Annotated in this window: 25 protein-coding genes; 11 read left to right on the top strand and 14 right to left on the bottom strand. The window is 56.6% G+C overall.

All coding sequences use genetic code 11. The features are described 5' to 3' along the window. Positions 1-23 precede the first annotated feature (23 nt). Entirely contained in the window at positions 24-341 is a 318-nt protein-coding gene (locus SERRSCBI_RS13015) for an antibiotic biosynthesis monooxygenase (RefSeq protein WP_042784726.1), read from the bottom strand. A 534-nt stretch (positions 342-875) separates the two neighbouring features. Between SERRSCBI_RS13015 and SERRSCBI_RS13010 the strand changes: the two genes are divergently transcribed. Beyond that, positions 876-2,180, top strand: coding sequence for a D-amino acid dehydrogenase (locus SERRSCBI_RS13010; RefSeq protein ID WP_033643328.1), 1,305 nt, complete (start codon positions 876-878; stop codon positions 2,178-2,180). 76 nt (positions 2,181-2,256) lie between these two features. Then, positions 2,257-3,330: a catabolic alanine racemase DadX gene (gene dadX, locus SERRSCBI_RS13005; RefSeq protein ID WP_042784725.1), complete on the top strand. Its 1,074-nt coding sequence runs from the start codon at positions 2,257-2,259 to the stop codon at positions 3,328-3,330. 8 nt (positions 3,331-3,338) lie between these two features. On the opposite strand, the gene SERRSCBI_RS13000 is transcribed toward dadX, so the two are convergent. The 3 genes from SERRSCBI_RS13000 to SERRSCBI_RS12985 form a co-directional block, all read right to left on the bottom strand. After that, complete coding sequence (locus tag SERRSCBI_RS13000; RefSeq protein ID WP_033650957.1) at positions 3,339-4,532, bottom strand: Bcr/CflA family efflux MFS transporter; 1,194 nt, start codon at positions 4,530-4,532, stop codon at positions 3,339-3,341. 77 nt (positions 4,533-4,609) lie between these two features. Beyond that, positions 4,610-5,170, bottom strand: coding sequence for a 3'-5' exonuclease (locus tag SERRSCBI_RS12995; protein ID WP_033643325.1), 561 nt, complete (start codon positions 5,168-5,170; stop codon positions 4,610-4,612). 306 nt (positions 5,171-5,476) lie between these two features. Further along, the gene (locus SERRSCBI_RS12985; RefSeq protein WP_042784721.1) at positions 5,477-5,959 is read right to left on the bottom strand and encodes a hypothetical protein; all 483 of its coding nucleotides are present in this window, start codon (positions 5,957-5,959) and stop codon (positions 5,477-5,479) included. Between the two features lie 225 nt (positions 5,960-6,184). On the opposite strand from SERRSCBI_RS12985, the gene SERRSCBI_RS12980 reads away from it, so the two are divergent. Next, on the top strand, positions 6,185-6,481 hold the full coding sequence (locus SERRSCBI_RS12980; protein ID WP_042784720.1) for a hypothetical protein: 297 nt from the start codon (positions 6,185-6,187) through the stop codon (positions 6,479-6,481). A gap of 160 nt (positions 6,482-6,641) precedes the next feature. On the opposite strand, the gene SERRSCBI_RS24145 is transcribed toward SERRSCBI_RS12980, so the two are convergent. Continuing rightward, positions 6,642-6,818: a GhoT/OrtT family toxin gene (locus SERRSCBI_RS24145; RefSeq protein WP_033634815.1), complete on the bottom strand. Its 177-nt coding sequence runs from the start codon at positions 6,816-6,818 to the stop codon at positions 6,642-6,644. A gap of 393 nt (positions 6,819-7,211) precedes the next feature. Between SERRSCBI_RS24145 and SERRSCBI_RS24750 the strand changes: the two genes are divergently transcribed. Both SERRSCBI_RS24750 and SERRSCBI_RS12970 read left to right on the top strand, forming a co-directional pair. Next, positions 7,212-7,550, top strand: coding sequence for a hypothetical protein (locus tag SERRSCBI_RS24750; protein WP_156965103.1), 339 nt, complete (start codon positions 7,212-7,214; stop codon positions 7,548-7,550). A gap of 140 nt (positions 7,551-7,690) precedes the next feature. Then, on the top strand, positions 7,691-8,380 hold the full coding sequence (locus tag SERRSCBI_RS12970) for an alpha/beta hydrolase (RefSeq protein ID WP_042784718.1): 690 nt from the start codon (positions 7,691-7,693) through the stop codon (positions 8,378-8,380). 174 nt (positions 8,381-8,554) lie between these two features. Here the strand turns inward: SERRSCBI_RS12970 and SERRSCBI_RS12965 are convergent, their stop codons facing one another. Next, positions 8,555-8,785 (bottom strand): hypothetical protein, encoded by a 231-nt coding sequence (locus SERRSCBI_RS12965; RefSeq protein ID WP_033643319.1) that lies wholly within the window; start codon positions 8,783-8,785, stop codon positions 8,555-8,557. Positions 8,786-9,126: 341 nt separating this feature from the next. On the opposite strand from SERRSCBI_RS12965, the gene SERRSCBI_RS12960 reads away from it, so the two are divergent. Genes SERRSCBI_RS12960 through SERRSCBI_RS12950 form a run of 3 tightly spaced genes read left to right on the top strand, consistent with a single transcriptional unit; the run spans position 9,127 to position 10,931 of the window. Next, positions 9,127-9,690, top strand: coding sequence for a fasciclin domain-containing protein (locus SERRSCBI_RS12960; protein WP_033650960.1), 564 nt, complete (start codon positions 9,127-9,129; stop codon positions 9,688-9,690). 45 nt (positions 9,691-9,735) lie between these two features. Then, positions 9,736-10,284: an RNA polymerase sigma factor gene (locus SERRSCBI_RS12955; RefSeq protein ID WP_033650962.1), complete on the top strand. Its 549-nt coding sequence runs from the start codon at positions 9,736-9,738 to the stop codon at positions 10,282-10,284. Next, on the top strand, positions 10,281-10,931 hold the full coding sequence (locus SERRSCBI_RS12950) for an anti-sigma factor domain-containing protein (protein ID WP_042784716.1): 651 nt from the start codon (positions 10,281-10,283) through the stop codon (positions 10,929-10,931). Before SERRSCBI_RS12955 ends, SERRSCBI_RS12950 begins: the two co-directional genes overlap by 4 nt. 94 nt (positions 10,932-11,025) lie before the next feature. On the opposite strand, the gene SERRSCBI_RS12945 is transcribed toward SERRSCBI_RS12950, so the two are convergent. Next, the gene (locus tag SERRSCBI_RS12945; protein WP_042784715.1) at positions 11,026-12,294 is read right to left on the bottom strand and encodes a YeaH/YhbH family protein; all 1,269 of its coding nucleotides are present in this window, start codon (positions 12,292-12,294) and stop codon (positions 11,026-11,028) included. 131 nt (positions 12,295-12,425) lie between these two features. Beyond that, the gene (gene yeaG / locus SERRSCBI_RS12940; RefSeq protein WP_016927472.1) at positions 12,426-14,360 is read right to left on the bottom strand and encodes a protein kinase YeaG; all 1,935 of its coding nucleotides are present in this window, start codon (positions 14,358-14,360) and stop codon (positions 12,426-12,428) included. A gap of 426 nt (positions 14,361-14,786) precedes the next feature. Here yeaG and SERRSCBI_RS12935 point away from each other — a divergent pair, with 426 nt between their 5' ends. After that, on the top strand, positions 14,787-15,551 hold the full coding sequence (locus SERRSCBI_RS12935) for a MipA/OmpV family protein (RefSeq protein WP_033643317.1): 765 nt from the start codon (positions 14,787-14,789) through the stop codon (positions 15,549-15,551). A 94-nt stretch (positions 15,552-15,645) separates the two neighbouring features. On the opposite strand, the gene SERRSCBI_RS12930 is transcribed toward SERRSCBI_RS12935, so the two are convergent. Beyond that, on the bottom strand, positions 15,646-16,521 hold the full coding sequence (locus SERRSCBI_RS12930) for a D-hexose-6-phosphate mutarotase (protein WP_042784714.1): 876 nt from the start codon (positions 16,519-16,521) through the stop codon (positions 15,646-15,648). Between the two features lie 194 nt (positions 16,522-16,715). Further along, on the bottom strand, positions 16,716-17,711 hold the full coding sequence (gene gapA, locus SERRSCBI_RS12925; protein WP_016927474.1) for a glyceraldehyde-3-phosphate dehydrogenase: 996 nt from the start codon (positions 17,709-17,711) through the stop codon (positions 16,716-16,718). Positions 17,712-18,059: 348 nt separating this feature from the next. On the opposite strand from gapA, the gene msrB reads away from it, so the two are divergent. Both msrB and SERRSCBI_RS12915 read left to right on the top strand, forming a co-directional pair. Next, the gene (gene msrB / locus SERRSCBI_RS12920; protein ID WP_033643315.1) at positions 18,060-18,473 is read left to right on the top strand and encodes a peptide-methionine (R)-S-oxide reductase MsrB; all 414 of its coding nucleotides are present in this window, start codon (positions 18,060-18,062) and stop codon (positions 18,471-18,473) included. 63 nt (positions 18,474-18,536) lie between these two features. Beyond that, complete coding sequence (locus SERRSCBI_RS12915) at positions 18,537-18,809, top strand: YeaC family protein (protein WP_004932218.1); 273 nt, start codon at positions 18,537-18,539, stop codon at positions 18,807-18,809. A gap of 45 nt (positions 18,810-18,854) precedes the next feature. Here SERRSCBI_RS12915 and SERRSCBI_RS12910 read toward each other — a convergent pair whose 3' ends face one another. From SERRSCBI_RS12910 to sppA, 4 genes are all read right to left on the bottom strand, one after another. After that, entirely contained in the window at positions 18,855-20,132 is a 1,278-nt protein-coding gene (locus SERRSCBI_RS12910) for a glycoside hydrolase family 18 protein (RefSeq protein ID WP_042784713.1), read from the bottom strand. Between the two features lie 233 nt (positions 20,133-20,365). Then, positions 20,366-20,998 (bottom strand): bifunctional nicotinamidase/pyrazinamidase, encoded by a 633-nt coding sequence (pncA, locus tag SERRSCBI_RS12905; protein ID WP_042784712.1) that lies wholly within the window; start codon positions 20,996-20,998, stop codon positions 20,366-20,368. 22 nt (positions 20,999-21,020) lie between these two features. Next, entirely contained in the window at positions 21,021-22,037 is a 1,017-nt protein-coding gene (gene ansA / locus SERRSCBI_RS12900) for an asparaginase (protein ID WP_033643312.1), read from the bottom strand. Positions 22,038-22,130: 93 nt separating this feature from the next. Then, a complete protein-coding gene (gene sppA, locus SERRSCBI_RS12895) occupies positions 22,131-23,987 on the bottom strand; it encodes a signal peptide peptidase SppA (RefSeq protein ID WP_033643311.1) in 1,857 nt (618 codons plus the stop codon). Between the last annotated feature and the right edge of the window lie 150 nt (positions 23,988-24,137).

Below are 24,137 nucleotides of genomic sequence, written 5' to 3'. Positions count from 1 at the left end.
AGCCCGCACGCGTGGGCTTGTGGTCAGTCGAACGACCTGATTTGCTGGTAATCGTCCGTGACGTCCATTTCAAATAGCGTTTCATCCGCCAATAAAGTGGCGCGCATGCGATCCCGAGCCGCTCGGTACCGTTCATCCAGCTGAATATCATCGGCGTTTTCCCATGCCGAGCGGCTTGGCCACTGCGCATAGCCGATATATTTGCCGTTCACCTCCCGATGCAGGCGCGAGCCCAGGCTGCCGCGTTGCTGATAGATGCCCTGCGTCAATTCAAGCCAGGCCTGGCGAAAAGCGTGTTCGTGTCCGGTTTTGACTGAGAACTGATAGAGAGCGATGAACATGCGAGGTTCTCCTGAATAGCGACAGTATGAACTCTGGGCGCGGCTGGGGGCTTGAACGTTCATATCGTGCTGCAGCGAAAACAAGATGGCGCCACAGTGAACGCCGCTTTATTCCAACAGTAAAAATAAGGCTATTAAGGGCTGAAAATTTACGCGATTTTTCTGCTGCAGCGGGTGGTGCCGTTATTTGCCAGTTGTTTTGGTATTTTTTGTTTTTGTGGTTTTTTATTCTATTTATAGGTTAGCTGATATTTTTATATTCTGTTAAATCCATGTTGCTTATCACGCCAATTTTCCATGACATCAATGATAGCAATGCTAGCGAATCAGGGGTGACCTCGCGCCATAAACCCCCTTAAACCGTATCTTATCGCTATTTTCTGGCGGCTATTGCAAATGCGCGGGCCATCGACGATAAATTAATTGTGAATATTGTCACGTTTGATGATGAAGTTGTTGGACGGATTTTTTCACTGAGTTAATTTCCTGTTAGCAGAAGATTGTGCTTTGTGAAGCCTTGGGCTGGAGTCAGCGATGCGAGTGGTAATTTTAGGTAGTGGAGTGGTGGGCGTAGCCAGTGCCTGGTATTTGGCGAAGGCTGGGCATGAGGTGACGGTGATCGATCGTCAGCCCGGCCCGGCACTGGAAACCAGCGCGGCGAACGCCGGGCAGATTTCACCGGGCTATGCCGCTCCCTGGGCGGCGCCGGGCGTGCCGCTGAAGGCCATTAAGTGGATGTTCCAACGCCATGCGCCGCTGGCGATCCGTCTCGACGGCAGCAGCTTCCAGCTGAACTGGATGTGGCAGATGCTGAAAAACTGCAACACCGAACACTACATGACCAACAAAGGCCGCATGGTGCGCCTGGCGGAATACAGCCGCGACTGCATCAAGGCGCTGCGGCAGGAAACCGGCATCCAGTACGAAGGCCGTCAGGGCGGCACGCTGCAGCTGTTCCGCACCCAACAACAGTTCGAAAACGCCGCGAAAGATATTGCGGTATTGGAAGATGCCGGGGTGCCTTACCGATTGCTGGAGGCCGGCCAACTCGGCAGCGTTGAGCCGGCGCTGGCGCAGGTGGCGCACAAGCTGACCGGCGGCCTGCAGTTGCCGAACGACGAAACCGGCGATTGCCAACTGTTTACGCAACAGTTGGCGAAGATGGCTGAGCAGGCGGGCGTGACCTTCCTGTTCAACCGCAGCGTCGACCGTCTGTTGGTGGAGGGGGACAAGATCGCCGGCGTACAGTGCGGCGAGGAAGTGTTCAAAGCCGATAGCTACGTGGTGGCGTTCGGTTCGTACTCCACGGCGCTGCTGCGCGGCCTGGTGTCTATTCCGGTTTACCCGCTGAAGGGCTATTCGCTGACGATCCCTATCGTCGATGAGGCGGCGGCGCCATTCTCTACGGTACTGGATGAGACGTATAAAATCGCCATCACGCGCTTCGACCAGCGCATTCGCGTCGGCGGCATGGCGGAGATCGTCGGTTTCAATACTCAGTTGGAGCAAAAGCGGCGAGAAACGCTGGAGATGGTGGTGCGCGATCTCTACCCGAACGGCGGCAGAGTGGAAGACGCGACGTTCTGGACCGGCCTGCGCCCGATGACGCCGGACGGCACGCCGATCGTCGGCCGCACCTCGTTGAAAAACCTGTACCTCAACACCGGGCATGGCACGCTCGGCTGGACCATGGCCTGCGGTTCCGGGCAGTTGTTGTCCGATCTGATGTCCGGCATTACGCCGGCAATCCCTTCCGATGATCTGGCGGTGGCGCGTTACAGCGCCGGATTTCGCCAGCAACACGCGGTTCCGCTGAACGACGTGCATCCCGCACGTTAATCGTCGACGCTGTCATAGACTTTTTCGGCCACGCGCAGGCGCGCGTGGCCGCTGTACGCTGCCCCAAGGAGAAGCGATGCCCCGTCCGATAACCGCCACGATGCATCTCGGCGCAATTGAAAACAACCTGCAGGTGGTGCGCCGTTTCGCCCCCGGCGCCAAAGTCTGGGCGGTGGTCAAGGCCAACGCCTATGGCCACGGCATCAAACACGTTTGGCGCAGCATGGCGCAAACCGACGGCTTCGCCATGCTGGATCTGGCCGAAGCGGTGCTGCTGCGCGAGTCCGGTTGGCAGGGGCCGATCCTGTTGTTGGAAGGCTTCTTCCAGCGACAGGATCTGGCCTTGCTCGATCGTTATCGCCTGACGACGGCGGTGCACAGCGACTGGCAACTGGCGGCGATCGCCGACGCAAAGCTGAGTGCGCCGTTTGATGTCTATCTGAAAGTGAACAGCGGCATGAATCGGCTGGGGTTTGCGCCCGAGCGCCTGCATGAGGTGTGGCGCAGGGCGCAGGCTGTCGCCAATATTGCCGAGCTTACGCTGATGAGTCACTTCGCCACCGCCGACGGGCCGGAAGGCGTAACTCAGCAGATGGCCACCATCGAGGCGGCGGCGGCCGATGTACCGCTGCCGCGTTGCCTGGCCAACTCGGCCGCTACGCTGTGGCATCCTGCGACCCACGGCAGCTGGGTGCGCCCTGGGATCATTCTCTATGGCGCTTCGCCGAGCGGATGCTGGAACGATATCGCATCGACGGGGTTGCAGCCGGCGATGACGCTGAGCAGCGAGATCATCGGCATTCAGCAGCTGAAGTCTGGCGATCGCGTGGGCTACGGTGGCCGTTACAGCGCCGCCGGCGCGCAGCGTATCGGCGTGGTGGCCTGCGGTTATGCCGACGGCTATCCGCGTCATGCGCCGACCGGAACGCCGGTATGGGTCGATGGCGTGCTGACACGCACCCTGGGAACGGTATCGATGGATATGCTGGCGGTGGATTTGACGCCCTGTCCCCACGTTGAACTGGGCGCCGAGGTGGAGCTGTGGGGAAAACGCCTGCCGGTGGACGAGGTGGCCACGGCGGCAGGGACGTTAGGCTATGAACTGTTGTCGGCGTTGGCGGCACGGGTGCCGGTCGTTACCGAAGCCTGAGCCGCGGCTCAGGCGACTTTTCTGATCTGTCCTTTAATCTGCTTGCTGAGCCGCCGCGCGTGCAGCGCCAGCAGGCAGCCCGCCAGCATGACCAAGGCCAGCGACAGCTTCGGTTGCAGCGGCAGCGCCATCGCCAGCAGTCCCAGCGCGGCGCCGCCGGCCATCTGTACGAAACCGACCAGCGCGGACGCGACGCCGGCCTCATTGGAGTACGGTTCCAGCGCATAGCTGGTGGCCGGGCCCATTACGAACGCCAACCCGGCGCAGGCGCTGGCGACCGGCAGCATATACGCCAGCCAGTGCGCTTGCGCCGCCGCGGGAAGCCACATGACGCCCAGCAGCAGGCCCAGGCAGCCCAACCCCATCAAAATGCCGCCGGTCGCCAGACAAACCGGGCGGCCGACTTTGTGGATGATGCGGTTAGCGAAGAAGCTGACCAACATGATCCAGAAGCCGTTGGCGCCGAACACCAACGAGAATTGCAGCGGAGTCAGGCCCGCGGTGCCCATCAGCACGTTAGGCGCCAGAGAAACGTAGGTCAGCGCCATGCCCATCGCCCCGGAGTTCACCACCGCAAAAGAGAGGAAACGCCGTTCGCTGAGGATGCGCGCGTATTGGCGCACCGGCAGCCCTTTGACCGGCACGGTGTCGGCGGGGCGAGTTTCCGGCAGGCGCAGCGCGATGAGCACCAACACCAGCAGCGCGTAACCGGCCAGGAACCAAAAGGGCGCGCGCCAGCCGAAGGCTTCGGCGAGCAGGCCGCCGAGCAGCGGCGCCAATGCCGGGATGATGTTCAGCGTGCCGTTGAGAAAGCCGAAGGCGCGGGCGGCGTCGTCGCCATTCAGCCGATCGCGCACGCCGCTGAAGGCGACGACGGCGGTGCAACAGACCGCAACCCCTTGCAACAGGCGCGACGCGATGAAGATCGTCGGGCTGGTGGCCAGCGCCGCCATTGCCGCGCCGATCGTGTAGAGAATAATGCCGGCCAGCGCCACCGGTTTGCGGCCATAGTTATCCACCAACGGACCGGCGATGATTTGACCGAGGCCGAGCACCAGAATAAACAGCGAAATGGTGGATTGGATCAGCGCTTCACTGCTGCCCAGGCCGACGGCGATGGCGGGAATGGTGGGCAGATAGAGATCGATGCCCAATGGGCCGAGCAGCACCAGGCTGAGAAGCAGAAACAGGAACTTTTGCATAGCAGGAAAGGCACGTCCGAGTGACAAAGAGGGCTAGAGTAGAGATTCTGGCGGCAAATGAAAAGGGGCAAAGCGGGTCAGCGCTGCGCTCCCGGGCGGAGATAAAGCGCCGAGACGGTATCGGCCACATAACGGGCCTGATGGCGAGCGTCATCCAACGCGCGATGCGGCATGCCTTCGAACGGACGGGTCTTTTTCGGGTTAAAGCCGTGCAGTTCCGCCAGCGTGATCACCGTGCGCACATCCTGGGTATCCCAGAATTTCCACGGACAGGGCATCTCCAACTGCTGGAAGGCGTGTTCGAGGATTGCGCAGTCGAACTCTTTACCGTTACCCCAGACCTTTACCGTATCGGTGCTGTTCATATGGATAAAACGGCTGAGACTGCTCAGCACGCGCTTGAGGCTCTCGGTGCCGCCGAAGGCCAGCTTGCGCGCTTCATCGGATTGTTTCGCCCACCAGGCAACCGTGTCCAGGCTTATGGTTCGTCCCGGCTGATCTTTCTGGCTGCTGACGGCGGCCTCGAATTCGGCGCCGAGTTCGCCGGTGCGGGGATCGAAAAACACCGCCGCGACCACCAAAATCACGGCGCTGGGTTTTATATCCAGGGTTTCAATGTCTAACATCAGATGGTGCATCGGCGTTTCCGGTGGTTGGCGTGGTGGCTTAATGTTACTACAGAACGTGCGCCGATGCGGCCAGTGCGCACATGAAATCCTTTTAAAGCGCCTCGTTCAGGTTATGATGCTGGAGATACTCTTGTCAGGTTGGTCGCTATCGGTGAGAACGCTTATCTTTATTTTGTGCATGGTTGGCTACTTGCTGCTGCTGGGCTACCTTAGCGAGTTCGTCACGGACAAGATCTGTGAGAAGGCAGGCAACTACACCAAAATATGCCGCATCGTAGACATTTCAGAGCCCCATATCCCCAGATAGCACCGCGTTTAGCCGAGGTAATCGGTGGTGATCAGCGGGGTCAGGATCGCCGCCAGCGCCGCGAGCGTCGTCCATTGCCGCCAGCCTAGGCGAGCCAGCCAGTCACGCCGCTGTGGCGGCGTGGCCAGCTGCCCGACGGCCACGGTGCCGGTCAGCAGCAGCGTCAGAATCAGCAGCACCAGGCCACGGCTCACCAGCGTGAACTCAATGTGCAGCACATTGGCGTAATACAGGCGCATCAGAATAAAATAGCCCAACAAGATCCAGGCGAAAACGACGTTTTTCTTGAGCACCTGTTGCAACATCAGCGCGAGAAACAGGCTGTGAAACAGCGATAGCAGCGGGGCTTCGATCGGATGCCGAACGCAGACGTTGTAGACCGCCATGTAAATGTTGAAAACCAGCAGGATATAGATCACGTAAATATACCAGCCGTAGATCACTTTGAGTTTTTTGGCGCTCGGCGGCAGGGAGAGTGCGTCCGGTTTCATTAGGGCCTCCTGATGACGCCACGCAAACGCTGCAGTTGAAGGCGGCGCGTCGGCATCGTAATTTATAATCCACAGGGTATATATCACCCGAGCGCTAAATGAGAATTAAACGCTGAACCGGCTTTATTCCCGCGTTTGCGCGGAACTATTTTTGGCCCGCAGGGTCGATTGGCGAGCGATCGCCAGGCGATTCTCGCACTGAGATGAAGCAAGCAATACGCTGATATGAAAGATTATAAAAACACGCATGGCACCAGGCTGCTGCTGATATTCACCCTGGCGTTTTACATCCTGTTGCCGCCTGTGCTGACCGCCTGCGTCTTCACCCGTTTCAATCTTAATCCCTTCGCGATCGTCAAATTCTTGCACTTTAATCCGTTCTTCGCCGATCGGGGCATACCCGGTTATCAGACTTTCCTCTACCTGCTGATGCTTTGGTTGGGGGGGAATATTTTGCTATGGCTGATGGTATGGGGCGCGGGGCGGCTGTACCGCCGTTGGCGATCGCTGCGTGGTGAATAGTCGACCCCCAAGTAAAACGTTACGCGGGGAAATGGCCTTTCATTTAACAATGCGCCGTATCGTCACTTGTTTCGCCGGTGAGGGGGCAGCGTCGTCGGCTGACCCATTCCATTAGCACGGCTGTTTAAAAGCATCCGTGGCGGCACAGCCTGTTAGGGCGTTAGAACAGCGAAAACAGCAAGACGACCGGCAGACTTAACGGCCAGGTTAACCCGATGGTCAGCGCGCTGATGCAACGAATTTTGACGGTGTCCCTGCTTACCAGGTAGGTGAAAATCATTGAAACTAACAGACCAATAAAATAACAGTATTGCGTTGCAACCCACAGCGACGACATGAAACTCGATCCCAGTTGTATTTTTACGCGCGAATTTTAGGAGCTTGGCGGGCGATAATCAATGACCGAAGGCCGTTAATTCATGCCTTTATCCATAAGAATGCATAATTTATTTCTATAAAGAATGTAAGGTTATTAACGGCTTTATGTTTATTACGAAAAGAAATCAACAACATAGTTACCGGTAACATTTTAAGGTTGTCAGCCTGATTTCAGGCGGGAACGGTGTGAAGAAGGAAAATAGTCATTCAGATGTCCGGAAACGCGACGAGGTTATCAATCATAAATTTTATTGATGTTTTAGTGGGCGAGCAGACGAAGGCGAGATCGCGTTGCGCCGGCGAGCTTTGGGTTCTTTTTTAGCTGTCGGCGGGCGAATGATGGGATAGAAACATGCGGGGAGAGGGGTTTTTAGCGCATCGTCCGGATGCGCTGCCGGTCAGCCAGGAAGGGGGGTTTGGTGTTGCTGTAGGTTTAATGAATGTTAAGACCGTAGACGAACAGCCACGAAAACAGCAGCGCCAGCAGGCATGTCATCAATACGATGGAGATCATTTCCTTCACAACTTCATTCCTTTTCCCGATGAACCAAATTTACTTGTCTTTGTTTTTGCGTGGGATTTTAGATCGGCATGGGTAAAAATCCTAGTTTTAATCCCGTTTTTTGCACTGCCGCCACGGCGTACGCTGCCTCGGCAAGTCATGACGACGCCTGTAAACCGAGCGCCTTAACCCGTCGTAGCTATTGCCGAATACCGCAGTGCTAACTATATAAATGGAGATCGCGCGACGTCGCCAGCTGCAAGGCGCGTCCCTGTAGGGCGGCTGTTGATCTGTCTACAGCGCCTCCAAATGAGATGAAGAGGTCGGCAATGAGCACAAAACCAACCATCGTGCTGGTGCACGGATTCTGGGGCGGCGCCGCGCACTGGAGTAAGGTGATTATCGAGTTGTCGCGCAGGGGCTATTCGGCGATTCATGCGGTGGAAATGCCGCTGACCTCACTGGCTGAGGATGCGGAACGGGCGCGCAAGATGGTCGCGCAGCAAGCGGGACCGGTATTGTTGGTGGGGCACTCTTACGGTGGCGCGGTGATCACGGAAATGGGCAACCAACCTAACGTGGTCGGCCTGGTCTACATTGCCGCGTTTGCCCCGGATGCCGGTGAAAGCCCCGGTGGCATTACGCAAGCGCATCCTCCTGCGGCAGTCGCGAATCTGATTCCCGACAGCGACGGTTATCTGTGGATCAAGACCGACAAGTTTCACGAAAGCTTTTGCCAGGATCTTACCGCCGACGAGGCTCTGGTGATGGCGGCGACGCAGAAGGCGCCATTGGCCGATACCTTCGGCAACCCCCTCGGTGAGCCCGCCTGGAAACATAAACCGTCGTGGTATCAACTCTCCAGCGACGACCGTATGATAGCGCCGGAGAACCAACGGCGTATGGCGCAGCGGCTGCAGGCTAAGAAAGTGATGGTGCTGAAGGCCAGTCATGCCTCGCTGGTCTCCCATGCCGATGACGTGGCGGGATTGATTGACGAAGCGGCCGGTTCAAAATAAAACCCGGGCAGAAACGCGCTTCGGGCCAAAAAAGAGGCACCTTGCGGCAAAGGAGTGCTTCGCTTCACATTAGGGATAAGCGTTGATATCGCTGCCGGAGTTCATTATTAACAGCATAATCAACACCACGGCGGCGGCAATAATGGCGTAGATTTCCGCCTTGCGCATATCGATCTAGCGCCCGTTAACGCCGATCATTTCTATTGCCGCGCGATGCAATTTTTGAAAATACTCGTCGTGCTGTTGTTCAACTTCCTGAATAAGACTGGCCAGCAGATTCTGTTTGGTGATCGGTTTGTTGGCGATGAGCACCAGCAGCACGCTTTTGCCGAGCAGGCAGCAGATTTGCTTATGGTATTCATCAACATCATTCTTGTTGAGGCCATAGAGGGTGTAATCGATCATGGTGTCTAACCTGCTGACAGGTAAATTGCCCGCCGAAGCGGGCTGAGAAGCCATAGAAAATAAAATGAGTCAAATTTCGCTTAGGGTAGAACCCGATGCGTGTGTTAACGATAACTGAATGGGAATATTCCCATCAAGACACATGAGGGAGGATGTGAAGGTTTAGGAATAACCTCATAAGCAAGAGCGGAAACGGGCGGCCATCACGGCGTGCTTATTTGTCTGTCACAGCGTTCGTTCTCTCTACATTATTTTTTCGACCCGTGCATCCACTTGGAGAACCTCATACGTATATCAGGAATGAGCAACACTTACGCTCAGCTTACGGAGAGGACTTCATCATGAAAACACTTATCGTTACTCTGGTTACCGGCTCATTACTTTTCGGCGTCGCCACTTATGCGGCGAGTGGGGACACGTCATCCGTAATGGTTGGCGGCGCGGCGATGTACCCCTCAAAAAACATTGTGCAAAATGCGCTGAACTCAAAAGACCACACAACGTTGGTCGCGGCCGTTAAGGCCGCCGGCTTGGTTGATACTTTACAAGGCAAAGGTCCTTATACTGTTTTTGCGCCGACGAATGCCGCATTCGCCAAATTACCGGCCGGCACCGTTGAAAATCTGTTAAAACCCGAAAATAAAGCGCTGTTAAGCAGTGTATTAACCTACCACGTTGTGGCTGGGAACTACGACATGCGGGCGCTGGAAAGAAAAATTGAGCAGGGCGGCGGACGGGCGGAACTCAAAACCGTCAACGGTCAGTCGCTATGGTTTATGAATAATGGCCCGCATAATATTCAGATCAAAGATGCTAAAGGCGACGTCGCCAACATCAGCACCTATGATGTGCGGCAGCAAAACGGTGTAATCGACGTTATTGATACCGTGCTAATGCCCAAGTAAGGCCTATACTCGGAATGGGCAAAGCTTAACCGCTTTAGGGATGGTATGGATCACTCGTTGAAAGAAAACCAGGTAATGTGCTTAAAGGCGATCGCTAATGGCGATCGCCGAGCATTTGAACGCTTGTACAGATCGACATCCGCAAGTTTATTCGCCATTGCGCTGCGCATGTTACGTAATCGCCAGTGGGCGGAAGAGGTTCTGGTCGACGGCTTTCTTGCCGTGTGGCAGCGTGCCGGAGATTATGATCCGACCTTGAGTTCGCCTATGACATGGCTTACTCACATTATAAGGAACCGATGTATAGATGGATTGCGTAGCCGGCACGGACGCCATATCGGACTGGAAGAAGAATATAGCGATCAAATCCCTCAGTCGGAAAATGAAAGCCAGGGTGATGAGGGGGAGCTGGCTAAAAAGTTAAATGACTGTTTGAAGCATCTGACGTCTGAACAACGGCAAAGTATTGCTTTGGCATATTATCAAGGGATGTCGCACGCGGATATCGCTGATTGGTTGCAGCAACCGCTTGGTACGGTAAAAAGCTGGGTCCGCAGGGCGCTAGCACATCTAAAGGATTGCCTGGGCCTATGAACAGACGCGAAAGTGATGACATGCTGGCTGCAGAATATGCTCTTGGCACGCTCAGAGGGAATGCCCGGCTGCATTTTGAGCGCCGTCTGAAAACGGACAGCATTTTGGCGACCCAGGTTGGAAAGTGGCAAAATATGTTGTCGGGGTTGGATATCGATATAATGCCAATACCGCCCCCTGAAAGCGTTTGGAAAAAAATTGAATTAAATCTGCCTCAATACGCTTCGCCTCGACGGCGCGTGCGAAACTATATTGCATGGGGGCTTGCTGCGGGATTGGGCGCATTGAGCCTGAGCTCGTGGTTTTATTGGCGTGCGCCAGAGCTGAAACCGTTAGTGGTCCTGAACGGAGCGCATCAAGGGACGTGGGTCGTAAGTTCAGACGGTCAAAGAAAAATTGTTCGTATAACCCCCTTAGGCTTGGCCGCTATTCCGGATGGAAAAAGTCTTGAGCTGTGGCTGATCCCCGTTGGACATAAGCCCGTTTCAATTGGACTCGTGAACGTGAAAGGCGTGAGCCAGTTTTATTTGGCAGATGCAGATTTAGTTAAAGGAACAACGATTGCCATTAGCCTGGAGCCATTAGGCGGCTCACCGAGCAAGCAACCGACCGGCCCCGTGTTGTATTCAGGTGAGTTGGTTCTATGATTGACGCCGGATGCGGATGCCTTCCGCAGAAATAGCATTTGAATTCGTTGAGAATAAAAACGGCCGGGCAGATATTCTCCGGCCGTTTTTATGATTATGCGGTCTGTTTGCGGAACAGTTCGCGGAATACCGGATAGATATCGTCCGGTTCGCGGATATGCTGCATGGCGAAGTTGTCGAATTTCGCTTGCAGATCTTCGTATTCGCGCCATAGCGTTTGGTGAGCGCGGCGAGTGATTTCGATGTAGCTGTAGTACCGCACCATTGGCAGGATCTTCTTCGCCAACAGCTCGTGACACAGCGGTGAATCGTCGGCCCAGTTGTCCCCGTCCGACGCCTGCGCGGCGTAGATATTCCATTGCGCCGGATCGTAACGCTCTTCGACCACCTCGTTCATCAGTTTCAATGCGCTGGAGACGATGGTGCCGCCGGTTTCCTGCGAATAGAAGAACTCCTGCTCGTCCACTTCTTTCGCCTGGGTATGATGGCGAATATAGACCACCTCGACGTTTTTGTAGGTTCGGCTCAGGAACAGATAAAGCAGAATGTAAAAACGTTTGGCCATGTCTTTGGTGGCCTGATCCATCGAACCGGATACGTCCATCAGGCAGAACATCACCGCCTGGCTGGAGGGCTCCGGCCGGCGCTCGTAGTTTTTGTAACGCAGATCGAAGGTGTCGATAAACGGCACGCTTTCGATTTTCTTGCGCAGTTCGGCAATCTCTTTGCGCAGCCGCTCTTCTTCCAGCAGTTGCACCGGCTCGGTGTTTTCCAACTGGGTCAGCGCGTCTTCCAGTTCGTGCAACGCGCGCCTTTTACCGGCGGTCATGGCGGTACGCCGCGCCAGCGAGTTTTGCAGCGAACGCACGACGCTGATGTTGGCCGGCACGCCATTGGCGGTGTAGCCGGCGCGGTGGGTTTTGTATTCGGTCAGCTGCTTGTACTGATTCTTTTTCAGGTTGGGCAGGGCGAGATCCTCGAACAAAAGATCGAGGTACTCGTCTTTGGATATCTGGAAGACGAACTCATCCTGGCCTTCACCGTCCTGGCTGGCGCTGCCCTGGCCGCCGCCACCGCCTGCGCCGCCCTGAGGCCGTTCGACGCGATCGTTCTGCACGAAGTGGTCATTGCCTGGGTGAACGCGATGGCGCGTGCCGCCGCGCCCCTGATGAAACATCGGTTCGTTGATATCGTCAGTGGGGATAGAGACTGACTCCCCGCTGTCTACGTCGGTGACCGAACGCTTGTTGATGGCTTCGGCAATCGACTGTTTGATTTGCGACTTGTAACGGCGCAAGAAGCGCTGGCGGTTCACCGTGCTCTTGTTTTTGCCGTTCAGCCGCCGGTCAATGAAATAGGCCATACTTCCCCAAACGACGTTGCCAACTCTTCATGTCCCGGCCGCGGCAGCGCAATGTGTCAGCCCCTCCGTGGGCTGCGCTGCAACGTCCATGACTGTGGACATGGCCCTGATAATGCCGCTTACCTGAGGCGTTATGAGGATTTTCTGACCCGCAGATACCATTCACACAGCAGGCGCACCTGCTTGCGGGTATAGCCTTTCTCCATCATGCGATCGACGAAGTCGTCGTGTTTTTTCTGCTCGTCCGTCGATGTTTTGGCGTTGAACGAAATCACCGGCAACAGTTCTTCGGTATTGGAGAACATCTTTTTCTCGATCACGGTGCGCAGCTTCTCGTAGCTGGTCCAGTTCGGGTTGCGGCCGTTGTTGTTGGCGCGGGCGCGCAGCACGAAGTTCACGATTTCGTTGCGGAAATCTTTCGGGTTGCTGATGCCGGCCGGTTTTTCAATTTTCTCCAGTTCGGCGTTCAGGGACTCGCGGTCGAACAGCTGGCCGGTGTCGGGATCGCGATACTCCTGATCCTGGATCCAGAAGTCGGCATAGGTGACGTAGCGGTCAAAAATGTTTTGTCCGTATTCCGAGTAGGATTCCAGATAGGCGGTCTGGATCTCTTTGCCGATAAACTCGGCGTATTTCGGGATCAGATAGCCTTTCAGGTGCTCCAGGTATTTCTCCGCCAAATCCTGCGGGAACTGTTCGCGCTCGATCTGCTGTTCCAGCACATAGAACAGGTGCACCGGGTTGGCTGCCACCTCGGCGTGATCGAAGTTGAATACCCGCGAGAGGATTTTAAAGGCGAAACGGGTGGAGAGGCCGTTCATGCCTTCGTCAACCCCGGCGTAGTCGCGGTATTCCTGATAGGACTTGGCTTTCGGGTCGGTATCTTTGAGGCTTTCGCCGTCATACACGCGCATTTTCGAGTAGATGCTCGAGTTTTCGGGCTCTTTCAGCCGCGACAGCACGCTAAAGCGCGCCAGCGTTTCCAGCGTGCCCGGCGCGCATGGCGCATGGGTCAGCTCACTGTGATCCAGAAGCTTGTCGTAAATTTTGATCTCTTCCGACACGCGCAGGCAGTAAGGTACCTTGACGATATACACGCGGTCGAGGAACGCTTCGTTGTTCTTGTTGTTACGGAAGGTCACCCACTCGGATTCGTTGGAGTGCGCCAGAATAATGCCGCTGAACGGCAGGGCGGAGATGCCTTCGGTGCCGTTGTAGTTGCCTTCCTGGGTTGCGGTCAGCAGCGGATGCAGCACCTTGATCGGCGCTTTGAACATCTCGACGAATTCCATAATCCCCTGGTTGGCGCGGCACAGGGCGCCGGAATAGCCGTAGGCGTCCGGGTCGTTCTGCGCGTGGTTCTCCAGTTTACGGATATCCACTTTACCGACCAGCGCCGAGATATCCTGGTTGTTCTCATCGCCCGGCTCGGTTTTGGCGATGGCGATCTGTTCCAGAATGGAAGGGCGCACTTTCACGACTTTAAACTTGGTGATATCGCCACCGAACTCATGCAGGCGCTTCGCCGCCCACGGCGACATGATGGTGCCGAGATAGCGACTTGGGATATTGAACTCTTTTTCCAGGATCGTGGCATCTTCCTGCGGATTGAACAGGCACAGCGGATGATCGTTGACCGGGCTGCGTTCGCCGTTGGCGCTGAGGGTGTAGATGGGCACGCGCTGCATCAGCGCTTTCAGACGTTCCGCCAGCGAGGACTTGCCGCCGCCCACCGGGCCCAGCAGGTAAAGGATCTGTTTCTTCTCTTCCAGGCCCTGAGCAGCGTGTTTCAGGTAAGAGACGATCTGTTCGATGGCCTCTTCCATGCCGTAGAACTCTTCGAAGGCCGGATAGCGTGCGATCACGCGGTTGGAGAACAGGCGCGACAGGCGTGATTCTAGCGCAGTGTCGACCATCACAGGTTCACCGATAGCCATCAGCAGACGTTCGGCCGCGTTGGCATAGGCACTGCGATCTTGCCGGCAAATGGTAAGAAATTCCTGCAGTGTGAACTCTTCGTCCTTGGCAGCTTCGTAGCGCTGGCGATAGTGGTCAAATATGTTCATGATGCCCGTCCTTTCGTTATTAGCACAGGTTAAAGAGAGCGTGTGATAGTGTTCTGGCTCCCGAAAGATGAGAATACGCCTGAGTACAGCAACCCGTATGCCAACTTGGTGCGCTTATTATCGCGAGTTGCGCTGTATGCCACTGGGCCCAGGATAAATTCACCTTCTGATTTAAGCTTAGTTTGCTTGCCGGAAAATTTCCTGCCGTAGAAAAAGCTTTTTTTAAGTCATATCAATGACTCAGTTATTGCCGGGATAACCAAATGCCTTGTCTGGCGCGGCCTGCGGCATGAATCGTCATCGTTCCGCCATGATTAATTCATAATTCCGCTATAAGTTATTCGATCTTGGTCGTTTTCTATTGTAAAGATTAGGCGCGTAACTAAATTTTCACATAAACTATTGCGGCTATTAACCCTGTAATTTATGGAAAAAGAACCAGTGAAGATTTCAAAACTCAAAACGCTAGCAATTATCGCTTCCGCAATGGTTTGTGCGCAAAGTGCCCAGGCGGGAACCTGGTCACTGGGTGCTGCCGCGCTGGTTAGCCCGGACCCGTATCGCGGTTATCAGGATCGCGTTTATCCGGTGCCCGTCATCGACTATGAAGGTGACGACTTCTACTTCCGTACTCTGACCGCCGGTTACTACCTGTGGAAAGATCAAGAAAATCAGCTGAGCATCATGGGGTATTACACGCCATGGGGCTACCGTCCGGGCGACAGCGACGACGATCGCATGAAGCGTCTCGACAAGCGTCGCGGCACGCTGATGGCCGGCCTGGCCTATTCACACAACGCAGAGTGGGGCACCATTCGCACCACCTTCACCGGCGACACGCTGAACTACAGCAACGGGCTGGTGGGCGATGTGGCTTATCTGTACAAGTTTGATCTGGACGCGTTGACGCTGGTTCCGGGCGTAGGCGTGATGTGGAACAGCAAAAACCAGAACAAATATTACTATGGCGTCAGCGCCAATGAATCGCGCCGCAGCGGTCTGGACAGCTACACCCCGAGCGATAGCTGGGCGCCGTATCTCGAGCTGAGCGCCAATTACCAGATCAACAAGAGCTGGAACGCCTTCTTCCTCGGCCGCTATGTGAAGTTGTCGGATGAAGTGAAAGACAGCCCGATGGTGGATAAATCTTACACCGGTTTGCTGATGACGGGTGTGAGCTACACCTTCTAATCGCGCATTGCACGATAAGTGTGCATGGCGTGCATCAAAAAGGGGCGCGAGCGCCCCTTTTGCACATCCGTAGTGCGCTGACGCGCACGGGGTTTCAGGCCTTTTTACGGCTGCGGAAGGTCACACCCAAACGGGCGGGTTGTTCGCCGGCGGCGAGCAGCGGTTTGCTGACGCGCCCGGTCTCAACGCAGACCATGGTCTTGTAACCGTCGTTCGGCATGTCTCCCATGCTGCAGGACAGCTCTACGCCGGGGTTCCAGGCGATAACGTCGCTCATATGATGGTGATGAACCTCGATGGTGCGTGCGAGCGCCGGATCGCGGATCAGGCTGAAGGCCTCCGGACGGGTATAGACGCGGTCGGTTTGGCCGACGAAGGTCACTTCGCCCGTCTGACGCGCTTCGACGCCGCCCGCCACCTTATCAATATAAGGTTCGCCCAGGCCCGCCACGCTGACCCGATCGATATCGCCAACCTGGAAGTAGCTGTGCAGCGCCGCCGTGGCTTGATAATCGCCGTGCGATTCCAGTTCGATCTCGCACTCTTCACCCAGCTTGAAGCGAGCAATCAGCGTGAAGGCGTGCGGCCACAGCTTGCGGGTCTGCTCATTGTCTTTCAGCGTAAAGGTCAGGATGACGCCGTTGTCATCTTCATCGTGCGCCGTCAGGCTCCAGGGCTGGTTGCGGGCGAACCCGTGGGAGGGTTGCGCCACCGGGCCGAACCACGGCCAGCAGATCGGCACGCCGCCGCGGATGGCCTTGCCTTTGGCGAAAGGCGTGTTGTTGCTGAGCCAAATCACCGGCTGCTCACCGCTAGGCTGCCAGGCCAGCAAATGGGCGCCCTGCAGCGCGACCGCCGCGCGCACTTTCGGGTGCGACACGACCACCACGCCCAGCTCATCGAGTTGGCGCTGGCTGATATAAGGAGAAATCTGTTCGGAAACGGGCAGGGTGAAAATTTTCTCGTTCATTTCATAACCTATTGTTTGCCGGAAATAGAAATGGACCCTATTAGCTTTCGGGTCACAACCAGGCCCTCAGGCGCATGCTTAGACAGTGACTGAGGTGAGTGTGTGCAGCGAACAACGCTGTGACTCGAAAGATGACGGGTAAAAAAAGGGCGACAAAAAAATGTCGCCCTCATTATCAGCTTAACATCATGCCATTACTTGGAGATGTGAGCGATCAGATCCAGAACCTTGTTGGAGTAGCCGGTTTCGTTGTCGTACCAGGAAACCAGTTTCACGAAGTTGTCGTTCAGTGCGATACCGGCTTTGGCATCGAACACGGAAGTCAGCACTTCGCCGTTGAAGTCGGTGGAAACCACGTCGTCTTCAACATAGCCCAGAACGCCTTTCATAGAGCCTTCAGCGGCGTCTTTGATGGCTTTCTTGATTTCTTCGTAGGTAGCCGGTTTTTCCAGACGCACGGTCAGGTCAACAACGGACACGTTAGGGGTCGGTACGCGGAACGCCATGCCGGTCAGTTTGCCTTTCAGCTCTGGCAGAACCACGCCAACCGCTTTCGCTGCGCCGGTAGAAGAAGGGATGATGTTCTGGGATGCGCCGCGGCCGCCGCGCCAGTCTTTGTGAGACGGGCCATCAACGGTTTTCTGAGTCGCGGTGGTGGCGTGAACGGTGGTCATCAGGCCTTCAACGATACCGAAGTTGTCGTTGATGACTTTAGCCAGCGGCGCCAGGCAGTTGGTGGTGCAAGAGGCGTTGGAAACGATGTCCTGGCCGGCATATTTGTCAAAGTTGGCGCCGCGAACGAACATTGGGGTCGCATCTTTGGATGGGCCAGTCAGAACCACTTTTTTAGCGCCGGCGGTGATGTGTTTACGCGCGGTTTCGTCGGTCAGGAAGATACCGGTCGCTTCAGCAACCACATCAACGCCCACTTCGTTCCACTTCAGGTTAGCCGGGTCTTTCTCTGCGGTAACACGGATGGTTTTGCCGTTAACAACCAGATGGCCGTCTTTAACTTCTACCGTACCGTTGAAACGGCCGTGAGTAGAGTCATACTTCAGCATGTAAGCCATGTACTCTGCGTCCAACAGGTCGTTGATTGCAACGATCTCGATGTCAGAACGCTCTTGAGCAGCACGGAAAACAATGCGACCGATACGGCCAAAACCGTTGATACCTACTTTGATAGTCATATATTCCACCAGCTATTTGTTAGTGAATAAAAGGTTGGTTGTAAAATTACAAAAACCTTACCCAGCGTCAAGCGGAATCGTGTCAATACTTGCGGCAAGTCAAACCGGAAGGGTGGTTTTGCACGCTTATTGCACAGTCCATTTGCGCTCGGCCTCATCCGTTATATGGGGACAAGCCGCCAAGTATAAAGTCAGCATACGCAAGATGTGTGATCGCTATCACATATCATCGTGACGTGGCCTTTATGGGCTACAGTTTAGGCCAAAAACCCCTGCAGCGGTGTTAATTTTTTGTTATTATTAATCATTGTTTTCGTTGACATTATCCACATTCAGAGATAAGCACAAATGGCTAAAGAGACAACCCCCGCTCATCCGGTCACGGAACTGAATGAAATCCAACGTTATGTCACGCAACAGCGTGGCACCGAAGCGCCGTTTAGCGGCAAATTGCTGCATAACAAGCGTGAGGGCGTGTACCATTGTCTGTGCTGTAACCAGCCGCTGTTCTATTCCGAAACCAAATACGATTCCGGCTGCGGCTGGCCCAGCTTTTACGAGCCGGTTTCCGCCGATGCAATCCGTTATCTTGATGATAATTCACATAATATGCATCGTGTTGAAATCCGCTGTGGCCACTGCGACGCGCACCTGGGGCATGTATTCCCCGATGGCCCGCAGCCGACCGGTGACCGTTACTGCGTCAACTCCGCCTCGCTGAGTTTCACCGATGGCGAAAATGGCGATCAAACGGCCGGTTAAGCGGTAATTTAACCAACAAAATCGATTCAGCTAATTATTCTTCCGTAAGCGAGAAGGGCCCTGATGGACGTGAAAGATCTGATTGCGGCGATGACGCCCGAGATATACCAACGCCTGGTGCAGGCGGTTGAACTGGGCAAATGGCCGGACGGCGTGGCGCTGACGCCGGAGCAAAAGGAAAACAGCCTACAGGCGGTGATGCTGTGGCAGTCGATGAACAACGTCGATCCGCAGCATATGAGCATCGGCACCGACGGGCAGATCGTGATGAAGAGCAAACAAGAGCTGAAGCAGCAGTTCGTTGCCGAGCCGCTGGTGAAACTCAAGCCGCAGTAAGGCTCCACTCCTAAAGCGGGGCGATGTCGCCATCGCCCCGTCGATTCAACGTTTCTCGCCCTTTATGCCCAGCGATTCCGCCAGCTGCTGCGCCAGCCGGTTGTTATCGTCTGAGCCGTATTCCCAGAACATCGCACCGCCCAATCCCTGGCTTTTGATGTAATCGGCCTTAATGGCCACCGAACGCGGGTTCTCGTACGAGATGGCGAACAGCGGCTTGCCTTCGGCGGATTGCAGCGTCAGGTATGGCACTTTGGCGTCGTCATCCCAGTGCTCGCGAAAACGCTGCTGCGGATCGTTGAGCAATTTGTTGACGATATCGCGGTATTTAAAATAAGTGTCTTTGCTGAGATCCAATCCCAGCGTGCGGAACAGGGCGATTTCTCGCGCGCTGAAGTAAGGCTGCGTCACCGGATGGTTGGCGGCATCCGGTTTGTCCCAGTCGATGCCTGCCTCGGTCGCCCGTTTCGGCACCCGGCCGTAGAAACCGATCCCGAGGTTCATCTGCGCCGGTTTCAGACCGGCGCCCAGATAATGCTTTACTACGTTATCGGCGCTGTAGCGATCGGCGGCGGCTACGGTTGGCCAACGCGTTGAATCGTACAGGTTGGCATTGAAGTACTGCGTGCCGTAAGCCATGTCGTAAGTCATCAGATTGATGTAATTGAGGTAGGGCGCAATATTTTTTACATCGACCCATTCACGTGGGCTTTTGACGTTGGCCCCGACGGCGATGGTCAACAGTTTGCCTTTACCCAGCGCCTGATGAAGTTCTTTCAGCAGCAGGGTGAAGTTGTCGCGGTCTGCCGGTTGGCTTTCCACCAAACCCCAGGCGCCGTTTACCGGGTATTCCCAGTCCAGATCGATCCCATCCAGCCGGTACTGCTCGATCACCTGCAACGCGGAGCGAATGAAAATCGCCCGGTTTTCCGCGGTGGCGGCGGCGCCGGAGAAACCGCGTGCGCCCCAGCCTCCGACCGACAACAGCACTTTCAGCTCGGGGTTCTGTTTGCGCAGCACCGGCAGACGTTGCAGATCGGCCGTGACTTTCGGCGACAGGTAGATCTGATGGCGGCGAGCGGGGTCTTTCAGCGCCGCATTGGTTTCGTCTTTCTCGTCGTTGTAGATCAGGCCAAACGAATAGTTGAGGTGGGTGATTTGCGTCACGTCCAGCTTGTCGATGTCACCACCGGGGCCGGCGGTGATGTCGCCGCCGCCGTTGAAGTAGCCGACGGAGAGATAGGCCGCCTGAGCCGCGCCGATACCGGCGATAGCCAACTGCACCGCTGCCAGCAAAGGCAGCAGTTTTCGGGTTATTTTCATGTTTGTCTCCTTGGGATCGGCAAGGCCGACCGTACCGCCAGTAGCGGTCACAATAAAGCCGGGCTCAGCGGGCCCCGGATGCGTATAACCGTTTGACGCCAAAAGCGTCGCTGCCATAACAGCAAAAGCGCCTGCCGGTCACAAGCGGCTGGAGGAGAAGAAGAACAGCATTGTGAGCGGCGTCGATATTTTCGCCGCCGCCCAGAGAGGGCGCCGATAGCGCCCGGCAGGATTTAATTGGTGAGAAATTGTGACAGGGTAACTAGCTGCGCGCCGGCGCGCGCCATTTCCTGCAGCGCCCGCTCACTGTCGTCCGGCTGCAGATTCACGCCGCGGCAGCCGTCGACGATCACCTGCGTCGGATAGCCGGCAGCCAGCGCATCCAGCACGCTGAACTTCACGCAATAGTCGGTTGCCAGGCCCATGATCGCCAGCCGCTGAATGCCCTGCGATTGCAGCCAGCCGTGCAGTTCGGTCTGCGCCCGGTGGCCGTTATCGAAGAACGCGCTATAGCTGTCGATGTCCGTATCCTGTCCTTTGCGAAAGACGGCATTGATGTGTTGCCGCTGCAGTTGAGGATGAAAATCGGCGCCGAGGCTCCCTTGCACGCAGTGCACCGGCCACCACACCTGCGGCAAACCTTCCAGTTCACCGAGGGTGCCGACTTGCGCATCGGAGTTCACCGCAAAGCTGCGGTGATTGGCGGGATGCCAGTCCTGGCTGGCCACCACCGGTTCGCCGCGCGCCAGGCAGGCGGCGATCGCCTGATTGGCGACCGGGATGACGGCGTCGCCCGCCGTGACCGCCAGCGCGCCGCCGGGGCAGAAGTCGTTTTGCAGATCGATCAACAACAGGGCCGTTTTCATCGCCGCTCCAAAGATCGGTAGGTTAACCGTTGATGCTCAGCTCGCCGCGCAGATCTTGCTGCATCAGGGCGCGGATTTGTTCCGGCGTCAGCGGCTGGCTCAACAGGTAGTGCAGCTTGGTCAGAGCGGCTTCCACCGTCATGTCGAAACCGCTGATCACCCCGGCGTGCGCCAGCGCGTTGCCGGTGGCGTAGCCTTCCATATTGACGCGCCCGGAGATGCACTGCGTCAGGTTGACCACTACGATGCCGCGTTCGGAAGCCGCGCGCAACTCGTCGATCAGCTCGGCCTTCTGCGGCGCGTTGCCGACGCCGTAGGAGCGTAAGATCAGCGCCTTGACCGGCTGCAGCAGGAAGTTGCGCACCACCGCGCCGGAAATGCCCGGATAGATGGTGACGACGCCGATCGGTTGTGGCGTGATGTCATGTACCTGCAACGCACCGTTGCAAACCGGGCTGTCGATGCCGTGCTGGCGACGAATGTGGATACCGGCTTCCAGCAGCGGCGGCAGGTTGGGTGACGCGAAAGCGTCGAAGCCGTCGGCGTGCGCTTTGGTAGTGCGGTTGCCGCGGAACAGCTTGTTGTTGAAGAACAGGCTGACTTCGTTCACCGGATGGTTGGCCGCCAGGTACAGTGCATTCAGCAGATTGGTTTGGCCATCGGAGCGCAGCTCCGCCAGCGGAATCTGCGAGCCGGTGACGATCACCGGTTTGGCCAGGTTCTCCAGCATGAAGGAGAGCGCCGAGGCGGTGAACGCCATGGTATCGGTGCCGTGCAGGATCACGAAGCCGTCGTAGCGATCGTAGTTCTGTTTGATGTCGTCGGCGATGTGCTGCCAGTCTTCCGGCGTCATGTCCGAGGAATCGATGAGCGGCGCGTATTCATGAATGGTGAAATCCGGCATCTCCGGCCGATGGAATTCCGGCATCAGCGCCAGCTGACGCTGCAGGTGGCCGGAAACCGGAATATAGCCGTGCTCGGAACGCTGCATGCCGATGGTGCCGCCGGTGTAGGCGACGTAAATGGATTTCTTTTGCATGGTTATGATTTTAACAAAGATAAGATGGGCTGAATTATAGGGACATGGCGGCAGAAAAAAAGCCCGGCGGAGGCCGGGCTGCAGAATTATTTGTTAGCGGACTTCTCCGCAGGTCAGACAGATCGCGTAACGGTTCTGCGGATCGTTCAAGTTATTGAACAAACCCGGTTGCTCTTTCACCGCATTGGCGACCGAGGCCAGCGGGGCAGGCAGCATGGCCTGAATCGCCGCCGGCAGCATGGCGTGAATGGAAACGCCGAACTGGCTGAGCACCATATCGCTCAGGCTCGGAGTGTCGACGAACCAGTCGAGCTGCCACTGTTGCAGTTTCGCCAGCTCAGCGGCTTTCTTCACCGCATCGTCGAAATCGCCCAACTGATCGACCAGGCCGTTGGCCTTGGCGTCGCTGCCGAGCCACACGTGGCCCTGCGCGATTTGGTCAACCTGCTGCGGGGTCATCTTGCGTGATTTGGCGACCAGATCGAGGAAGTTCTTATACCCGTTTTCGATATTCAGCTGCATCATCTGCGAGAACTCCTGCGGCAACGCCTTGGTGACCGCGATATCGGCCAGCGGCGATGTCGCCACGCCGTCGGTGTGCACGCCCAGCGTATCCAGGGTTTTCTCGTAGGTATTGATGATGCCGAAAATGCCGATGGAGCCGGTCAGCGTGCTCGGGCTGGCGATGATGTAGTCGGCCGGCGTCGAGACCCAGTAACCGCCCGACGCGGCCATGCCGCCCATCGACACCACCACCGGTTTGCCGGCGGCGCGCACGGCGGCCAGCTCGGAGCGGATCACTTCGGACGCGCTGACGCTGCCGCCAGGGCTGTTGACGCGGAACACCACGGCTTTGACGGCCGGATCCAGACGGGCCTGACGCAGCTCGGCGGCGGTGGTGTCGCCCCCGACGTTGCCCGGCGTCTGCGGGCCGTCCATGATGGCGCCGTTGGCGAACACCACGGCGATCTTACCGCCCTGGTTGGCGTCCGGCTTCGGCTGGTAGTCGTAGATGCTGATGGCGTTGAAATCGTTCGCCTGTTTGTCCCAGCCGAAGGTTTTGACCAGCTGATTTTCGATCGCGGTGCGCGACGCCAGCTCGTCCACCAGCTTATTGTCCAGCGCATAGCGGGCGGTGTCGCCGCCTGCCGCCTGCAGGCCGCTCAGCACGCCGGCTGCGCCGGGGAACAGCTGCTGCGGCGTCAGCTGCCGGTTGGCTGCCACGGTTTCCAGATAGTTCTGCCACAGACCGCCAATCCAGCGGCTGTCCGCTTCGCGCGCCGCCGGGGACATGTCGTCGCGGATCAGCGGTTCGACCGCTGATTTATAGGTGCCGACGCGGAAGATATTGGTGGTGACCTTGAGCATGTCCAGCAACGACTTGTAATACAGGTTGTTGGTGGCGAAACCGTGCAGATCGACCGCGCCCTGCGGCGAGAGGTAGACCTTGTTGGCGTAGCTGGCCAGGTAGTATTGCGTTTGATTATAACTGTCGCCGATGGCGAAGATCGGTTTGCCGCTGTCGCGGAACTCGCGCAGCGCTTTGCCGATATAGCGCAGCGACGGCTGATCGGCGCCGGCGAAGTCATTCAGCTGCAACACCATGCCGGTAATGTTTTTGTCGTCTTTGGCCTTGCGGATGCTGTCTACCACGTCGAACAGCGAGTTCTCCTGCAGGCGGCTGCTGGAGGCGCCCAACAGTTCACGCCCCCATTGCCGCACCCGGTTGTTTACCGAAGGCTGATCGACCACCACGCCGCTTAAATCGACCAACAGCGCGCCGCGCGCCGGGGCCGTCGAGGTGGAGGAACTTTGGAAGGACAGATAGATGCCGACCCCAACCAGGATCAGCAGGACCAGGAACAGGTTAAGGATCAGTTCCCTGATAAAATTCAGCAGACGCCATGTCCACCGGAAAATGCCGGCAATAATTTGCCACAATGTGCGCATGTGCTCTCCAACAAGAGTCGAGAATGTTCCGCTATCCTAATGAGCGGCCGGGTAAATGTCAGCTTTAAATCGTGGCACACAGACGCTATCGCCGAGGCTGTAACTCGCCGTTTAGCTATGTTAACGTGGCCGGAATGAAAATTGTTATCA

The organism is Serratia sp. SCBI (genome assembly GCF_000747565.1).
Lineage (GTDB): Bacteria > Pseudomonadota > Gammaproteobacteria > Enterobacterales > Enterobacteriaceae > Serratia > Serratia ureilytica.
This window is presented reverse-complemented; position numbering and strand designations above follow the sequence as displayed.

Bases quoted from the DNA above. Each gene is read 5' to 3' on its own strand.
- SERRSCBI_RS13015 (WP_042784726.1), bottom strand. From the start codon at position 341: ATGTTCATCGCTCTCTATCAGTTCTCAGTCAAAACCGGACACGAACAC.
- SERRSCBI_RS13010 (WP_033643328.1), top strand. From the start codon at position 876: ATGCGAGTGGTAATTTTAGGTAGTGGAGTGGTGGGCGTAGCCAGTGCC.
- dadX (WP_042784725.1), top strand. From the start codon at position 2,257: ATGCCCCGTCCGATAACCGCCACGATGCATCTCGGCGCAATTGAAAAC.
- SERRSCBI_RS13000 (WP_033650957.1), bottom strand. From the start codon at position 4,532: ATGCAAAAGTTCCTGTTTCTGCTTCTCAGCCTGGTGCTGCTCGGCCCA.
- SERRSCBI_RS12995 (WP_033643325.1), bottom strand. From the start codon at position 5,170: ATGCACCATCTGATGTTAGACATTGAAACCCTGGATATAAAACCCAGC.
- SERRSCBI_RS12985 (WP_042784721.1), bottom strand. From the start codon at position 5,959: ATGAAACCGGACGCACTCTCCCTGCCGCCGAGCGCCAAAAAACTCAAA.
- SERRSCBI_RS12980 (WP_042784720.1), top strand. From the start codon at position 6,185: ATGAAAGATTATAAAAACACGCATGGCACCAGGCTGCTGCTGATATTC.
- SERRSCBI_RS24145 (WP_033634815.1), bottom strand. From the start codon at position 6,818: ATGTCGTCGCTGTGGGTTGCAACGCAATACTGTTATTTTATTGGTCTG.
- SERRSCBI_RS24750 (WP_156965103.1), top strand. From the start codon at position 7,212: ATGCGGGGAGAGGGGTTTTTAGCGCATCGTCCGGATGCGCTGCCGGTC.
- SERRSCBI_RS12970 (WP_042784718.1), top strand. From the start codon at position 7,691: ATGAGCACAAAACCAACCATCGTGCTGGTGCACGGATTCTGGGGCGGC.
- SERRSCBI_RS12965 (WP_033643319.1), bottom strand. From the start codon at position 8,785: ATGATCGATTACACCCTCTATGGCCTCAACAAGAATGATGTTGATGAA.
- SERRSCBI_RS12960 (WP_033650960.1), top strand. From the start codon at position 9,127: ATGAAAACACTTATCGTTACTCTGGTTACCGGCTCATTACTTTTCGGC.
- SERRSCBI_RS12955 (WP_033650962.1), top strand. From the start codon at position 9,736: ATGGATCACTCGTTGAAAGAAAACCAGGTAATGTGCTTAAAGGCGATC.
- SERRSCBI_RS12950 (WP_042784716.1), top strand. From the start codon at position 10,281: ATGAACAGACGCGAAAGTGATGACATGCTGGCTGCAGAATATGCTCTT.
- SERRSCBI_RS12945 (WP_042784715.1), bottom strand. From the start codon at position 12,294: ATGGCCTATTTCATTGACCGGCGGCTGAACGGCAAAAACAAGAGCACG.
- yeaG (WP_016927472.1), bottom strand. From the start codon at position 14,360: ATGAACATATTTGACCACTATCGCCAGCGCTACGAAGCTGCCAAGGAC.
- SERRSCBI_RS12935 (WP_033643317.1), top strand. From the start codon at position 14,787: ATGGAAAAAGAACCAGTGAAGATTTCAAAACTCAAAACGCTAGCAATT.
- SERRSCBI_RS12930 (WP_042784714.1), bottom strand. From the start codon at position 16,521: ATGAACGAGAAAATTTTCACCCTGCCCGTTTCCGAACAGATTTCTCCT.
- gapA (WP_016927474.1), bottom strand. From the start codon at position 17,711: ATGACTATCAAAGTAGGTATCAACGGTTTTGGCCGTATCGGTCGCATT.
- msrB (WP_033643315.1), top strand. From the start codon at position 18,060: ATGGCTAAAGAGACAACCCCCGCTCATCCGGTCACGGAACTGAATGAA.
- SERRSCBI_RS12915 (WP_004932218.1), top strand. From the start codon at position 18,537: ATGGACGTGAAAGATCTGATTGCGGCGATGACGCCCGAGATATACCAA.
- SERRSCBI_RS12910 (WP_042784713.1), bottom strand. From the start codon at position 20,132: ATGAAAATAACCCGAAAACTGCTGCCTTTGCTGGCAGCGGTGCAGTTG.
- pncA (WP_042784712.1), bottom strand. From the start codon at position 20,998: ATGAAAACGGCCCTGTTGTTGATCGATCTGCAAAACGACTTCTGCCCC.
- ansA (WP_033643312.1), bottom strand. From the start codon at position 22,037: ATGCAAAAGAAATCCATTTACGTCGCCTACACCGGCGGCACCATCGGC.
- sppA (WP_033643311.1), bottom strand. From the start codon at position 23,987: ATGCGCACATTGTGGCAAATTATTGCCGGCATTTTCCGGTGGACATGG.